The 13,230-nt window shown below is 70.4% G+C and carries 15 protein-coding genes; 12 read left to right on the top strand and 3 right to left on the bottom strand.

The genetic code is table 11. The features are described from left to right. Positions 1-7: 7 nt before the first annotated feature. The 3 genes from J7E88_RS11300 to J7E88_RS11290 form a co-directional block, all read right to left on the bottom strand. Positions 8-241 carry a hypothetical protein gene (locus tag J7E88_RS11300; RefSeq protein ID WP_215179720.1) on the bottom strand — a complete coding sequence of 78 codons (234 nt, stop codon included), beginning with the start codon at positions 239-241 and terminating at the stop codon, positions 8-10. Positions 242-570: 329 nt separating this feature from the next. Further along, positions 571-927, bottom strand: coding sequence for a hypothetical protein (locus tag J7E88_RS11295; RefSeq protein ID WP_215179718.1), 357 nt, complete (start codon positions 925-927; stop codon positions 571-573). An 86-nt stretch (positions 928-1,013) separates the two neighbouring features. Then, positions 1,014-1,760, bottom strand: coding sequence for a transporter substrate-binding domain-containing protein (locus J7E88_RS11290; protein ID WP_215180166.1), 747 nt, complete (start codon positions 1,758-1,760; stop codon positions 1,014-1,016). Between the two features lie 1,237 nt (positions 1,761-2,997). On the opposite strand from J7E88_RS11290, the gene J7E88_RS11280 reads away from it, so the two are divergent. The 12 genes from J7E88_RS11280 to J7E88_RS11225 all read left to right on the top strand — a co-directional run bounded on the left by J7E88_RS11280 (position 2,998) and on the right by J7E88_RS11225 (position 13,153). Continuing rightward, positions 2,998-3,429 (top strand): cupin domain-containing protein, encoded by a 432-nt coding sequence (locus tag J7E88_RS11280; protein WP_215179716.1) that lies wholly within the window; start codon positions 2,998-3,000, stop codon positions 3,427-3,429. Then, complete coding sequence (locus J7E88_RS11275; RefSeq protein WP_215179714.1) at positions 3,426-4,469, top strand: methyltransferase; 1,044 nt, start codon at positions 3,426-3,428, stop codon at positions 4,467-4,469. The genes J7E88_RS11280 and J7E88_RS11275 overlap by 4 nt, the downstream gene beginning before the upstream one ends. Before the next feature lie 48 nt (positions 4,470-4,517). Continuing rightward, entirely contained in the window at positions 4,518-5,561 is a 1,044-nt protein-coding gene (locus J7E88_RS11270; protein WP_251022451.1) for a class I SAM-dependent methyltransferase, read from the top strand. Continuing rightward, the gene (locus tag J7E88_RS11265) at positions 5,558-6,859 is read left to right on the top strand and encodes a beta-ketoacyl-[acyl-carrier-protein] synthase family protein (protein WP_251022450.1); all 1,302 of its coding nucleotides are present in this window, start codon (positions 5,558-5,560) and stop codon (positions 6,857-6,859) included. The genes J7E88_RS11270 and J7E88_RS11265 overlap by 4 nt, the downstream gene beginning before the upstream one ends. Beyond that, the gene (locus J7E88_RS11260) at positions 6,856-8,097 is read left to right on the top strand and encodes a beta-ketoacyl synthase (RefSeq protein WP_215179710.1); all 1,242 of its coding nucleotides are present in this window, start codon (positions 6,856-6,858) and stop codon (positions 8,095-8,097) included. Before J7E88_RS11265 ends, J7E88_RS11260 begins: the two co-directional genes overlap by 4 nt. After that, a complete protein-coding gene (acpS, locus tag J7E88_RS11255) occupies positions 8,076-8,567 on the top strand; it encodes a holo-ACP synthase (RefSeq protein ID WP_215179708.1) in 492 nt (163 codons plus the stop codon). Before J7E88_RS11260 ends, acpS begins: the two co-directional genes overlap by 22 nt. A 68-nt stretch (positions 8,568-8,635) precedes the next feature. Next, positions 8,636-8,908: an acyl carrier protein gene (locus J7E88_RS11250; RefSeq protein ID WP_215179706.1), complete on the top strand. Its 273-nt coding sequence runs from the start codon at positions 8,636-8,638 to the stop codon at positions 8,906-8,908. 3 nt (positions 8,909-8,911) lie between these two features. Beyond that, complete coding sequence (locus J7E88_RS11245) at positions 8,912-9,367, top strand: SRPBCC family protein (RefSeq protein WP_215179704.1); 456 nt, start codon at positions 8,912-8,914, stop codon at positions 9,365-9,367. Positions 9,368-9,505: 138 nt separating this feature from the next. Next, the gene (locus tag J7E88_RS11240; protein WP_215179702.1) at positions 9,506-10,489 is read left to right on the top strand and encodes a carbohydrate kinase family protein; all 984 of its coding nucleotides are present in this window, start codon (positions 9,506-9,508) and stop codon (positions 10,487-10,489) included. Beyond that, on the top strand, positions 10,486-11,046 hold the full coding sequence (locus J7E88_RS11235; RefSeq protein ID WP_215179700.1) for an isoprenylcysteine carboxylmethyltransferase family protein: 561 nt from the start codon (positions 10,486-10,488) through the stop codon (positions 11,044-11,046). The genes J7E88_RS11240 and J7E88_RS11235 overlap by 4 nt, the downstream gene beginning before the upstream one ends. Next, positions 11,043-11,879 (top strand): cyclase family protein, encoded by an 837-nt coding sequence (locus J7E88_RS11230; RefSeq protein WP_308307468.1) that lies wholly within the window; start codon positions 11,043-11,045, stop codon positions 11,877-11,879. Before J7E88_RS11235 ends, J7E88_RS11230 begins: the two co-directional genes overlap by 4 nt. Before the next feature lie 11 nt (positions 11,880-11,890). Further along, positions 11,891-13,153: an acyltransferase domain-containing protein gene (locus J7E88_RS11225; RefSeq protein ID WP_308307467.1), complete on the top strand. Its 1,263-nt coding sequence runs from the start codon at positions 11,891-11,893 to the stop codon at positions 13,151-13,153. Positions 13,154-13,230 lie beyond the last annotated feature (77 nt).

The following is a 13,230-nucleotide window of genomic DNA, read 5'->3' as shown; positions in this document are numbered from 1 at the left end:
GAGCATGTCAGCGGTGTCTGACATGGGGATGGGGCCAGTGTTCGAGTTTCGGCGGCTGACCTCGGCTGTGTAAGCACCCCCAGTCCCCGGCAGCTGCTAACTGCCATCGGACGGCGACGGTGATGTCGATGCCGACTGTGCGGGCGAGGACGGCGGCGGGTACCTCAGTGGCGAGCTGGAACAGGGCGGTTGAGCGGGTCTCCGCGAGGCGGATGCCGAGGTTGCGGAGTCGTTCGCCCATGGCTTAGACACTGATTGGACGGCCGGACCGGCCTCCGGGGAAGAGCCAGGGTGAATCCGTTCGGGCGAAGAGCGCATGGCTGCGGCGAACCGCGACGTGCTGAAGCGCCAGTTCAGCGACGCGGTGCCGTTCACGGTGGCCACGGGCAAGCGGGTGGTGCAGGGACGGCTGGTGGAGACCAGCTCCGGGGACCGCCCACGGGATCGACACCTGGTTCCGCCGGGGCCAAGGGGCGGAAGTTCCGCACGACGTGGATCGACTACGTTTCGCTCGCATGCTGTTACTGCTCTATGCCCAGTGGCCCGTGTCGATCTCCCGGCTCCGGTCGATCACATCGAGGAGACCAGCGGAGCGGTCCGCATCCGCCTCGGCGACGTCCCGGTCGATTTGCCCGAACCCGACCCCCACGACGAGGACTCCAGCCGCTCGTCCAACGGCCCCGACAGGCGGCGGTCCGCGTACGTACCAAGCGCGGCCATCAGCTCGTGCCGTGTGCCGAACACCGCGACACAGTGCCGCCGCAGACGCATCAGCCAGTCCCCGGCCGCCAGCGCGTACGCCCGCCACGAGTTCGGCGACGGTGCGCCGATCGACGGCAGCGTACGAAGCCAGACGTTCACCGCCCGCATTGCCCGCGGGCCGCCCTCGTCCTCGAACACGACGTCGTCGTCGAACAACACCGGCATCCGCTCGGGGTTCTCTTCCCGTGCTCGAAGTCGGGCGGAAGAGGCGGTCGTGCTGCGGGCAGCACGACAGTCTGTGCCGGGGAAAGTCAGGCAGCAGGCGCCACGATCGCGCCTTCGATGCCATGGCGCTTCAGTGCGTCAGCGACGAAGCCGTTGGCCTTCATCTCCTCGACGAACGAGGCCAGCAGAGCCTGCGCCTGGGCACCTCTGCCGGCCGGCATGCCCATGGCCTGCTGGATCACCATGAAGCGGCCCGGCAGTACGCGCACACCCGGCGCGCGCTGTGCTTCGCCTTCGAGTACCTGGCGGATACCGGCAGCCACTTCCACATCGCCTGCGCGCATGGCCGCGAGCGCAGCCCCTGCGCCCTGAAGCCGGACGATCTCGGCCTGCCTGATCTCACGTGTGAGGAACAGGTCGTAGGCACTGCCGGAACCGACCGAGATGCGATGGCTCTTGCTGTCGACCTGCGCGTTGTGCGTCAGCGGCGACGATTCAGGTACGAGGTAGCCGCCTTCGATGAGCACGTAGGGCTCAGTGAACAGCAGCCCGTCACTACGGGCGGGGTCGATGGCGAAGAAGCCGATGTCGGCCCGCTCGTTCTTCACCGCATCGACCGACCCCGCCGCCCTCTCGAACACCACGAGTTCGATCGTCACACCGAGCCGCCGCGCGAACTCACGCGCGAGATCGATCGACACACCGACCGGTTCGCCGCTCGCCGCGTCCCTGTTCGCAAGGACCGGATTGCCAAGGTTGATCGAGGCGCGCAGCGTGCCGCGGGGCGCGAACGCTGCGACAAGGGCGGAGGCTGCCGATCGCTGTCGTGTCACGGGAGCGAGCTTACAGTCCTGATACGTGAGGATGTTCCCAGATCCAGTCGGTTCGGCCCGCCTCCAGACGAGGACTTCATTGCTCGGGTCCGCAGTGAGCCGGTTGGCCAGTGCAGAGCCTGCCGAGCCTCCGCCCACAATGATGTAGTCGTACTTGGGCGGCCCATGGTGCTCCTTGGATTCATGGAACTCCCCGGCATTCCGCGCCAAACGTAAACAGCGGGGATTTCCGGCGCCCAGGGTGCAGCTGCATTCGGCTCAGTCCGGGGAAGGACTGCTGCGTCCAGCCCGGCTCGCCCCTGGCACCCATTCCGTCCAGGTGTCCGGAACGGTGATGGTGATCAGGGGGTGTGTCAGCAACCTGTGTTGATCAATTGGCGCTTGTGCTACGTGAACTCGCCGGTATCGAGCTGCCGCGTCTCTCCCGCCGACAGTGGGTACCACTTCTCCCGCGGTCCCGCCCGGCGGGCTCAGTCAGCCAGCCGAAGACGGGCGCACGGTGTCCCGCTCCGCAGCCGCGCCGCACAGGCGGCACAGCCGCACGCCGGGCTGCCCGGCTGCCGCCGCCTGCTCCGGTGACAGCGCCGGCACGCCCTGCGGTGCCTCGGCCCGGCCGACGGCGTGCGCACGAAGCCCAGCGTCATCAGGTCGTCGCAGCTGTCGGCCGATCGCCCGAGCAGGGTCGCGTCGACGCCGGGGATCCGTTCGTCGGAAATACGGTGAGCGGCCGGCCCGGTCGGCCGTGCACCGGACACCAACGGGCGGGCAGGCACGGAAGCGAGCAGTTCGGACCGTGCCGCCAAGCCCACCCGGTGTAGTCGGGCAGGTCTGTCGTCGGGACGTCCACCCAGCACGGGGTGATGCCGTCCGCAGCGAACCCGGTGGGTGAGGACTCCCGCCGTGCGAGCGGACGCTTCCACCACGCCCCCATCATGGAGCGGACCGCGGCCATACACGGGGGAAGTCGCCTGGAGCGACGGCGATGCACGGCCGGTACCACCGGCATCTCCTACGTCGTCCCCGGAGCCGCACCGCTGATTCCGGTTGCTCCGGGCGGGCGGCGACCGTCGCGGACGCCTTGGGCACATGTCCCGGACACCTGGGCGGACATCCCTGCCCACCACGGGCAGATGCCACCGGCCCGCCGGGAGGTGTGCCCATCGAAAACCCGTCGAACCGCGTCTAGTTTCGATGCGTCAGGCACGAGATCACGAGTGCAGATGGCGAAGGGAATTCGATGAAGAAGGTCCACAGGACGGACGTGAAAGCGGAAGTCGTCAGGGAGCCGGGAGCGAAAGAGGCGCTGCACCGCAAGCTGATCGACACCCCGGATGGCGCGGACCGGTTCGTCCTCACGGAATTCGAGCTCGCACCCAACGGTTCCACTCCGCCGCATTACCACGAGTGGGAGCACGAAATTTATGTCATCGACGGCTCGATGGGCCTGGTGATGCCGGGTGAGAGCCGTACCGAGCAGGTGGGTCCCGGGGATGCCGTGTTCATTCCCCGCAACGAGCCGCACGGCTTCGTCACCGGCCCGGACCAGTCCTGCCGGTTCCTGGTCGTCGCGCCCTGCGAGCGGCCGCCGGTCCGGAACTTCTTCCTCTCCGACGACCCGTACGAGTACACGCAGCTTCCCGAGTACGCGAGCTCCCAGGAGGGCAAGTGACGACCGCATCCGTCCCCGTGGCGCCGGCGCAGGGCACCGCTGAGGACTCCTCGCGGGTCCACGGCATCCTGACCGCCTACCTGCAGTCCAAGGCCGTGTTCACCGCCCTCGACCTCGGCGTCTTCGAGAACCTCGAGAAGGGACCGCTCACGATCGGCGAGCTCGCCGACCGTCTCGGTCTCGAGCAGCGCCCGACCCGCGCTCTGCTGGTCGCGCTCACCGGTCTCGATCTCGTCCGGCGTGACGGCGAGGCGTACGCGAACACCGCCGAGACCTCCCGCTATCTGGTGGCCGGCCGGCCCGAGTACATGGGCGGTTTCGCCGAGCACCAGAACAAGCACTTCGCGCACTTCGACAAGCTCGCCGACGCGGTGCGGGAGAACGCCTCCCTGAACCAGCGCGTGCTGAAGCAGGGGTACCGCGACCAGGGCGCGGCGGCGGGCGAGGGCCGCGAGGGCACCGCGCGGCTGATCCAGGCCATGCGCGTCAGTTCGCGCCTGCAGGCCGACAAGCTGGCCAAGGCCGCACCGCTGGAGGGCGTCGACCACATCATCGACCTGGGCTGCGGCTCCGGCGACTACTCCATCGCGCTCGCCCGCCACAATCCCGGCCTCAAGGTGACGTCGCTCGACTACCCGGCGGTCATCGACCTCGTCCGCACGAACGTCGCGGACGCCGGTATCGGCGACCAGGTCACGCCGCACCCCGCGGACATCATGAACGACACGTGGCCCGAGAGCTCCACGGTGCTGCTGTCCCACGTGCTCGACGGCTACGGTCCCGAGCGCGCCTCGCACCTGATCAAGCGCATCTACGACCATCTGCCCGAAGGCGGGCGGCTGCTGGTGCACGCGCACATGCCGTCGCTGGCCACCGGTCTGTTCCCGTACATGTTCGGCCTGATCCTCCTCGTCAACACCGAGGAGGGCGAGGTCCGGGACGACGAGGACATCATCGGCTGGGTCAAGGAGGCCGGCTTCAGCTCGGTGGAGACCAGCAACATCTCGTTGCTCTCCGGTCTCGTCGTGGCGACGAAGTAGGGGCGGTCGGTGACACGCGACACTCAGCGCGGCGTCCAGGGAAGTCCCATGGCTTCCGCCGGGGCGCACGGAACCGACGCGGCTCACCCCGATGCCGGGCGCCGTCCGGACCCGGGACCCCTGCTCGCGTTGAACTTCGGCTTCGCCCGCGCCCGGGTGCTCGGCACGGCCGTCGAACTGGGCGTGTTCACCGAACTCGCCGGCGGCCCGCGGCCGGACGGGGAGCTCGCGTCGGTGCTGGACTGCGACACCGGCGCTCTCACCCGGCTGCTGAACGCCCTGGCGGATCTCGACCTCGTCGCCGGGGACGAGGCCATTGGGCGCCGGCTGACACCACTGGCCGCGGAGTACCTGGTCCCGGGCCGGCCCGGAGATCTCGGTGACCACTTCACCGAGGTGCTGGACCAGTGGGACAACTGGGCCCGTCTCACCGACGCGGTGCGCACAGGCGTCCGCGGGTCCCGGCTCGGGCCTCCTGGCGAACGCGGCCGCCACCCCGGCATGTTCGCCGGCGCCTTCCCGCTGGCGGCGCCGGTGGCGGCCGCCGTGGTGGCGGACCTCGGGCTGCGGCCCGCCGGCCGGGTTCTCGACTACACCGCGGGCAGCGGCGAGTGGGGAATCGCGCTCGCCGCCGCCGACCCGGCCGCCGAGGTGACCGCGCATGACGTGCCGGGGCTGCTGGAGGTCGCCCGGCGCCACGTGTCGAAGAGCCCGGCGGCGGCCGGCCGGTTCCGCTTCGTGCCGGGCGACTTCGGGCCGCGGCAGCCGTTTCCCGACGGCACGTTCGACACCGTCGTGATGGCCCACGCCGGAAGGTTCGCGGGGCCGCGGGAGACGGCCCGGATGATCGACGGCTGTGCCCGGATGCTGCGCCCGGGCGGGACGCTGCTGTTTGCGGACATCATGCGGGCCGGGCCCGGCGGTCCGCCGCTGCCCCGCGCGATGCTCGATCTCAGCCTGCTGGTGAACACCCCTCACGGCGGGCTCCGGGACCCTGCCGACTGCCGCGCTGCGATGGAGCAGTCCGGACTCGTGCCGAAACAGACCGTCACACGGGGGCTGGTCACGGCCCTGACAGGACAGAGGCGATGAATATGCGAGAAGTTGTGGTCACCGGGCTGGGAGTGGTCAGCCCGGCAGGCGTCGGAACAGAAGCCCTGTGGGACGTCGTGTCAGCAGGAAAGAGCGTCACCAAATCCCTTTCCGAGATCACGGTTTCGGATCTCTTCGGTTCCTTCGAATTCATCTCCGACGCGATCGCGGAGGTCCCGGACTTCGAGGACCACATCCCGGCGCTGCCGCCCGAGGTGCAACGCCTCGACAGGTTTTCCCAATTCGCGGTGGCGGCCGCCCTTCAGGCACTGCGCGACGCCGGTCTCGACCCAGGGCAGTACGCTCCCGAGCGCGCCGGAATATCGCTGTCGACGGCCATTTGCGGAACCCCGAAGATGGAGGAGGAGTTTCTCGCCGTCACCGACCGGGGGCGCAAGCCCATCGATCCCTCCCTGGCCGGCCGCGGGCTGTATCTGGCATCCATGTCCAACACGCCCGGTGTCGTCCTCTCCGCACTCCTGGCCGCGCAGGGCCCCTGCGTCACCCTGTCGACGGGCTGCATCGGCGGCATCGACGCCGTCGGCCATGCCTTCGAGGCCATCCGCCACGGTGAGGCCGATGTGATGATCGCCGGCGCCAGCGAGGCTCCCATCACACCCGTCACCGTCGCCTCCTTCGAGATCATCAGCTGTCTCTCGCGTGCGTACGGCGACCGTCCCGAGGCCGCGTCCCGGCCCTATGACGCAGGGCGTGACGGCTTCGTGCTCGGCGAGGGCTGCGGCATCGTCGTCCTGGAGGAGAAGGAGCACGCGCTGCGGCGCGGCGCCACCCCGTACATGGAAATCTCCGGCTTCTCGCACACCTCGAACGCCGTGCACATGACGGACCTGCTCTCCGACGGAGCCGATCTGACCCGCGCCATGACCCAGGCCATGGAGTACGCGGGGGTGCGGCCCGAGGACATCGACCACGTCAGCTCGCACGGCAGCTCCACCCCGCAGAACGACACCTGCGAGACCAGCGCCCTCAAGCTCGCGCTCGGCGAACGCGCCCACCAGATCCCGGTCAACTCCGCCAAGTCGATGCTCGGCCACGCGCTCTCGGCCGCGAGCGCCATGGAGATCGTGCTCACCGCGCTGGCCCACCGCAGGCACTTCGTGCACCCCACCGCCAACTACGAGACCCCCGATCCCACCTGCGATCTGGACTACGTGCCCGGCACGGGCAGGCCGTGGCACGGCGACGCCGTCCTGAAGGACGCCAGCGGCTTCGCCGGACTGCACGCGGCCATGGTCACCCGCGCGGTTCCCACGGCATCCGAGGAGGCCACCCGATGAGCGCGATCGTCATCACCGGCATCGGCGCGGTCACGCCGTCCGGCACCGGTGTGGAGCCGCTGTGGGCGGACGTCCGCGAAGGACGCCGGCGCATCACCGGCATCGACCGGTTCGACGCGGCCCACTATGCGTGCACCGCCGCCGGACAGGCCGACTTCTCCGCTCGCGACCACCTGCCCTCGCGGTTCGTGAAGCGCACCGACCGATTCACCCATCTCGCGGTGCACGCCGTACGGCAGGCACTGGCCGACGCCGGTCTGACGGTCGGCGAGGACATCCCGGCCGAACGCACCGGCGTCATGGTCGGCAACGTCCTCGGCGGCTGGGAGTTCGCCGAGCGCGAGCTCCGCAAGCTGTGGACCGAGGGCCCCCGTGCGGTGAGCCCGTACCAGGCGACCGCCTGGTTCCCCGCGGCCCCGCAGGGCAACATCTGCATCGACCAGGGCATCAAGGGGCCGGCCCGGACCTTCGTGGCGGACCGGGCGAGCGGTGCGTATGCCCTCATCGGCGCCGCCGAGTCGCTCCAGCGGGGCCACGCGGACATGGTGATCGCCGGCGGCGTTGAGGCACCTCTGTCGCCGTACGGCTGGCTGTGCCTGGAGACCAGCGGGCTGGGCGCGAAGAGCCGGGCCAGTCTCCAGCCGCACGAGCTCTACCGCCCGTTCGACGCGGGCCACGGCGGCAGCGTCTTCGCCGAGGGCGCCGTCTTCCTGATCATGGAGCGGCGGGAGACCGCCGAGGCGCGCGGCGCCGTCATCCACGGGGAGCTGGGCGGCTGGGGCGTCAGCACGGACGGCTATATGCCGTACTACACCGTGGAGCCGACCGGCGAGGTGCTGGGCCGGGCCATGACGACGGCGGTCGAACGTGCCGGCGTCACCGCCCGGGACATCGGGGCGGTGTTCGCGCACGGCTCGGGCGTGCCCTTCGAGGACGTCACCGAGGGGTACGCGCTGCGGGAGGCGTTCGGCGCGGACGCCGACCACCTGCCGGTCACCGCGCCCAAGGCGGGCTTCGGACATCTGCTGGGAGGCGCAGCGCCCGCGGACGCGGTGCTGGCACTGAGCGCGATGCGCGAGGGCCTGATCCCTCCGACGCCCAACCTCGACCGTCCCGCACCGGGTATCGATCTCGACCTGGTGCGCGGAGAGGCACGTCGGACCGGCCGGTGGGGACACACCCTGGTCGTCTCCCGCGGCCTGGGGGGTGTCAACGCGTGTCTGCTGCTGCGCAGTTGAGCGCCTCGGTCGCCGACGAGGTGGCGCGCCGGATCGCGAACCCGTGGTCCGTTCCGCGTCCGCCGAGGCCGTCGGAGGAACTCGCTCCGGCCGGGGTGCGGGCCGTCGGGATCGACGTCGTCGATGTGGCCCGCCTGGAGTCGCTGGTGGCCAGGCGCGGCGACCGGCTGGTCGCCCGACTGCTCACCCCCGCCGAACGCGCCCTGTGCTCGGGCACGTCGGCCGGGTACCGGCTGAACTGCATCGCCGGCCGGCTCGCCGCCAAGGAAGCGGTCCGCAAGACACTCACCGGATACGGCACACGGGCCGGCTGGCACGACGTGGAGATCACCCGCGGCGGCTCCGGTGAGCCGCTGCCCCTGCTCACCGGCCGTGCCGAGGAGGCGTTCCGGATGGCCGGGCTCACGGCGCTCCACCTGAGCATCACCCACGACGCGGGCGTGGCGGTCGCCGTGGCTCTCGCGAGCTAGCAACTCTGCCCCCAACAGACCGCGCCCGGTCCCGGATCAGCGAAGGAAGCGAAGGAATGGAAGGACACATGGACACGGACATACGCCGGGAAGTCGTCTCGGTCATGTGCGAGGTCGGATTCCAGGAGGACGAACTCCTCGACGGAGCACGGCTCGCGGAGGACCTGGACATCGACTCCACCGAGATGGTGGAGATCGTCGTGGCACTGGAGGAGCACTTCGGCATCTCCATCGACGCGGATGGCGAAGGTGCCTTCAAGACCCTGGGCGACATGGTCGCCTGTGTGACCCGGCTGCGCTCCTCGGGCGTGCCCGTCGGCGTGGCCGCGACGGAGGGATGAGACGTGCCCAGGATCGAGAACACCATCGACATCGCCGCGGACCCGCAGGACGTCTTCGCCATCATCAACGACATCGCCCGCTGGCCGGAGATCTTCAACGAGTACCACAAGGCCGTCGTCATCTCGCAGGAGCGCGAGGGCCGCTGGACCGAGATCGTCTTCGAGCTGACCAACGAGGAGGGCAACAGCTGGCGTTCCTGGCGGCTGGTGGACCACCGCGAGCTGGTGGCCGTCGCCGAACGGCGTGATCCGCTCTTCCCGTTCGGCTTCATGCACCTGAAGTGGACGTGCACGGCGATCCCGTCGGGAACGCGGATGACCTGGATCCAGGACTTCGAACTGGACCAGACGTTCACCGTCCCGCTGGACACCGTCCTTCAGCGCATGCAGACGCACACCGTCGAGAACCAGGTCAACATCAAGGAAAAGATCGAATCGGGAGCCGTGAAGGCGTCCTGACGACCGAGGGGTGACCGGCCGGGATCCGCCGGAGAAAACCCCAGGGCCGTGCGGCTGCTCCCCGCTCTCGCGGCGGAGCAGCCGTTCCCCCGCCGGCTCCTGAGCCACGCACCCTCTTCCGCCAGGAGGCACACCGCCATGCGAATCGCCGTCTCCGGATCGATCGCGACGGACCATCTGATGCACTTCCCCGGACGTTTCACGGAGCAACTCGTGGCCGGCCGGCTGCGGGTGCTGTCCCTGTCGTTCCTCGTGGACCGGATCGACATCCGCCGTGGCGGGGCCGGCGCCAACATCGCCTTCGGCCTCGGTGTCCTCGGACTGACACCGATCCTGGTCGGTGCGGCGGGCGCCGACTTCGACGAGTACCGGAGGTGGCTCGAGCAGCACGGCGTGGACACCGGCTCGGTGAGCGTGCTGCCGCACGAACAGACCGCGCGGTTCGTCTGCACCACCGACGTCGAGCAGAACCAGATCGGCTCCTTCCACGCGGGCGCGATGCGCGCCGCGGCCGGGATCCCGCTGGGTCCTGTCGCCGAACGTGCAGACGGTCTCGACCTCGTGGTCGTCTCGCCCAACGAACCGGCCGCGATGCTGCGGCACACCGAGGAATGCCGGACGGCGGGGATTCCGTTCGCCGCCGATCCCTCACAGCAGATCACCGGGATGAGCCGCGGCGACGTCCAGTTCCTGATCGGTGGGGCCGACTACCTGTTCACCAACGAGTCCGAGGCGGCGCTGCTCCAGGAGCGGTCCGGCTGGGGCGCCCGGCGCATCCTGGACTCCGTCGGCACCTGGGTGACCACCCTGGGGGCCGACGGTGTGCTGCTCGAACGCGACGGGCACGAGCCGGTCGTGGTGCCGGCCGTGCCCGATGTGACCGTGGCGGACTCGACCGGCGCGGGTGACGCGCTGCGCGCCGGGATGCTCGCGGGCATCGCGCGCGGTCTGGCACCGGAGGACGCCTGCCGGCTCGGCTGCGTCGTGGCGTCACTGGCCCTGGAGACCGTGGGGACACAGGAGTACGGCCCGGCGGCCATGGGCGTTCTGGACCGGATGCGCGCCGTCTACGGGGACGGCCCCGCGACGGCGGGTGCCCTGGTCATGGCGGGTGCCGCATGAGCCGGGGCCGTACGCTGCGAGCCGGCCCGCTGGCGGTGCCGCTCGTGGTGGCGGGCGTCGTGCCCACCCTGCTGGGTCTGGGGCTGCCCGGCCCCGCCGTGCCGCTGACCCGTGCGGCCGCGCTCCCGGCCGGGATCGTGCTGGTCCTGCTGGGCGCGTGGATGACGGCGTTCGCCGTGGACCGGGTTTACCTGCGCCAGTCAACCCCCCTGGGGGATCTGCCGCCGGACCATCTGGTCACCGACGGCTGGTACCGGGTCGTCAGAAACCCGATGGCGGCCGGAATGACGCTGGTTCTCGTCGGCGAGGCCCTTCTGTGGCCCGCTTCTTCCGTCGCCGTCTGGGCTGCCGTGGTGCTCACCGTGTCGTACGTCGCCGCGGTCCGGGTCGAGGAACCGAGTCTGCTGGAGACCTTCGGCGAGGAGTACGCCCGCTACCGCGGGTCCGTGCCGGCATGGCTGCCCTCCCTCCGCACAAGGCGGACCCGTGCCCCCGCATCCGGTGCACGCACCGGCACGCCCGCGAACGACTCTGCTGCGAACGAGGTTCGACCGTGACCACCCACAGCATCGGCTCAGGCCCTGTGTACACCGACTTGAGCATCCCGGTCCGCCGCCGGTCACCCGGCGTGCAGTTCGAACAGTGGCTGCACGAGGAGGGCGTCGGGATCCTCTCCCGCCGCATCCGTGCCCTGCCCGGCGACACCCGGCGCGACCGGATCGTCAACTATCTGCGCTGGCTGTCCGGCCGCCGTCGGCTGCGCCCGCAGGACGTGCCCGGCGGCTGCTTCCTGTCCAACGAGTTCTACCGGATGTCCGTGCACCAGGGCACCCATGTGGACGCGCCCTTCCACTACGGGCCGACGTGCGAGGGACAGCCCGCGAAGAAGGTGATGGACCTGCCACTGGAGTGGTTCTGCGGTCCCGGGCTCGTGCTGGACGTGCGCGAGTGCGGCGGAACGGTCACCGAAGGGCACGTCAAGGAGGCGCTGCAGCGTTCCGCGGCCCAGCCGGGGCCGGGAACGGTGGTGCTCTTCCGCACCGACTCCGACCTCCGGCTCGGCACCCCCGCGTACTACACCGAGTCCACCGCCATCACTCCGGAAGCCGTCGACCATCTGCTCGACCTCGGGGTGAAGGTACTGGGCACCGACTGCTGGAGCTTCGACGGGCCGGCCCGGGCGATGGTGGAGAAGTTCTTCGGTACCCGCGACTCCTCGGCGCTGTGGCCCGCGCACATGCACGGCAGGGAGCGGGAGTTCATCCAGATCGAAGGCCTGGGCGGACTGCGGAACGTGCCCGAGGGACCGTTCACGTTCATGGCATTCCCCATAGCGCTGGCCGACGCGGGAGCGGCGTGGTGCCGCGCGGTCGCCCGTACCGACGCCTGAAGGAGATTCCCGTGACTGTGCAACCGACCGCCCATCTGCTGCCGCTCGCCGCCCGCACCCCAGCGGCCCTGGCTCAACTCGCCCGCGAGACCGTTTCCTTGCTCACCTTGATCGAGGACGGGTCGCCCCGGTCACTGTGCGCCGACGCGCTCGCGGCCGTCGAGCCCGGTGACCGGCACCGGCTCGCGGTGACCGGTCACAACGCCGCCGAGCTGGCCGACCGCCTGACGGCGCATCTGGACGGCGGCCGTGTCCGTGAGGTCTCCGCCGGGATGGCCGCTGACGGGCCGTTGCGGATCGCCTTCCTGTGCAGCGGCCAGGGTGCACAGTTCGCCGGGATGGGCATGGACCTGTACCGGTCCGAACCCGCCTATCGTGAGGCCTTCGACCGCTGTGCGCAGGCCGCGGCGCCGTATGTCAAGGTGCCGCTTGCCGAGATGCTCGAGGCGGGATCCCGCCTGGGCCCCGAGATCCACCGCCTCCCGCACGCGGCGCTCGCCACGTTCGCGGTCGGCTGCGGTCTGACCGCGCTGTGGCGCGAACGGGGGGTCGAGCCGGATGCCGTCATGGGCTTCAGCTCCGGCGAGTATCTGGCGGCCCATCTGGCCGGCGCCCTCACGATCGAGGACGCGGTTGTGCTGCTGGCCGCGGAGACCACTCTGGCCGCGCGGGTCGACGACGGCGCCATGTGTGTGGTGGGCGCCGGGGAGGAGTTCGTCCTCGGGGTGCTGGCGGATCTCGCCGGGCCGGCTCCCCGGGTGGGAGTGGCCGCCGTGCTCTCCCCGGACGACGTGTCGCTGTCCGGCTCGGCCGCCGAACTGGCCGTGGTCGTGGAGCGGCTGACGGCTCTGGGGGTGCGGACGTCCGCCCTTCCCGTGCCGCAGGGGCTGCATTCGCCACTCCAGGAGCCGTTCCTCGACGAGCTGCGGGCGGTGGCATCCGGCGTACGGGTCTCCGCGCCGCGCGTGGAGATGATCTCCACGGTGACAGGGGAGAGTTCAGGCCAGAATGCGCTGGACGATCCGGATCACTGGAGCGCTCACATGCGCGGCCCGGTGCGTTTCGACGCCGGGATCCGGGCGCTGGACGCGCTCGGTGTCACGGTCTATGTGGAGATCGGTCCGGGCCGGGCGCTCGCCGGTCTCGGCCCGCGCTGTCTGCCCGGTGAGGACCGGCTCTGGCTCGCCTCGATAGGCCGCAGTACGGACGGCGCCGAGGCGATGCTCCGCGGGCTCGGGCGGCTTTTCACCGCGGGTGCGCCGATACGTCCCTGAGGGCGTGCCGACAAATCCGCGAGGACGCGGGGACCGCCGGCGGCCGACGAGGCAACTGGCCGGTAATCCGGCCGACC

This window comes from Streptomyces sp. ISL-10 (assembly GCF_018614575.1).
Taxonomy (GTDB): Bacteria; Actinomycetota; Actinomycetes; order Streptomycetales; family Streptomycetaceae; genus Streptomyces.
This window is presented reverse-complemented; position numbering and strand designations above follow the sequence as displayed.

Excerpts from the sequence above, each read along its gene's own strand:
- J7E88_RS11300 (WP_215179720.1), bottom strand. The coding sequence starts at position 241 with ATGGGCGAACGACTCCGCAACCTCGGCATCCGCCTCGCGGAGACCCGC.
- J7E88_RS11295 (WP_215179718.1), bottom strand. The coding sequence starts at position 927 with ATGCCGGTGTTGTTCGACGACGACGTCGTGTTCGAGGACGAGGGCGGC.
- J7E88_RS11280 (WP_215179716.1), top strand. The coding sequence starts at position 2,998 with ATGAAGAAGGTCCACAGGACGGACGTGAAAGCGGAAGTCGTCAGGGAG.
- J7E88_RS11270 (WP_251022451.1), top strand. The coding sequence starts at position 4,518 with ATGGCTTCCGCCGGGGCGCACGGAACCGACGCGGCTCACCCCGATGCC.
- J7E88_RS11265 (WP_251022450.1), top strand. The coding sequence starts at position 5,558 with ATGAATATGCGAGAAGTTGTGGTCACCGGGCTGGGAGTGGTCAGCCCG.
- J7E88_RS11260 (WP_215179710.1), top strand. The coding sequence starts at position 6,856 with ATGAGCGCGATCGTCATCACCGGCATCGGCGCGGTCACGCCGTCCGGC.
- J7E88_RS11250 (WP_215179706.1), top strand. The coding sequence starts at position 8,636 with ATGGACACGGACATACGCCGGGAAGTCGTCTCGGTCATGTGCGAGGTC.
- J7E88_RS11240 (WP_215179702.1), top strand. The coding sequence starts at position 9,506 with ATGCGAATCGCCGTCTCCGGATCGATCGCGACGGACCATCTGATGCAC.
- J7E88_RS11235 (WP_215179700.1), top strand. The coding sequence starts at position 10,486 with ATGAGCCGGGGCCGTACGCTGCGAGCCGGCCCGCTGGCGGTGCCGCTC.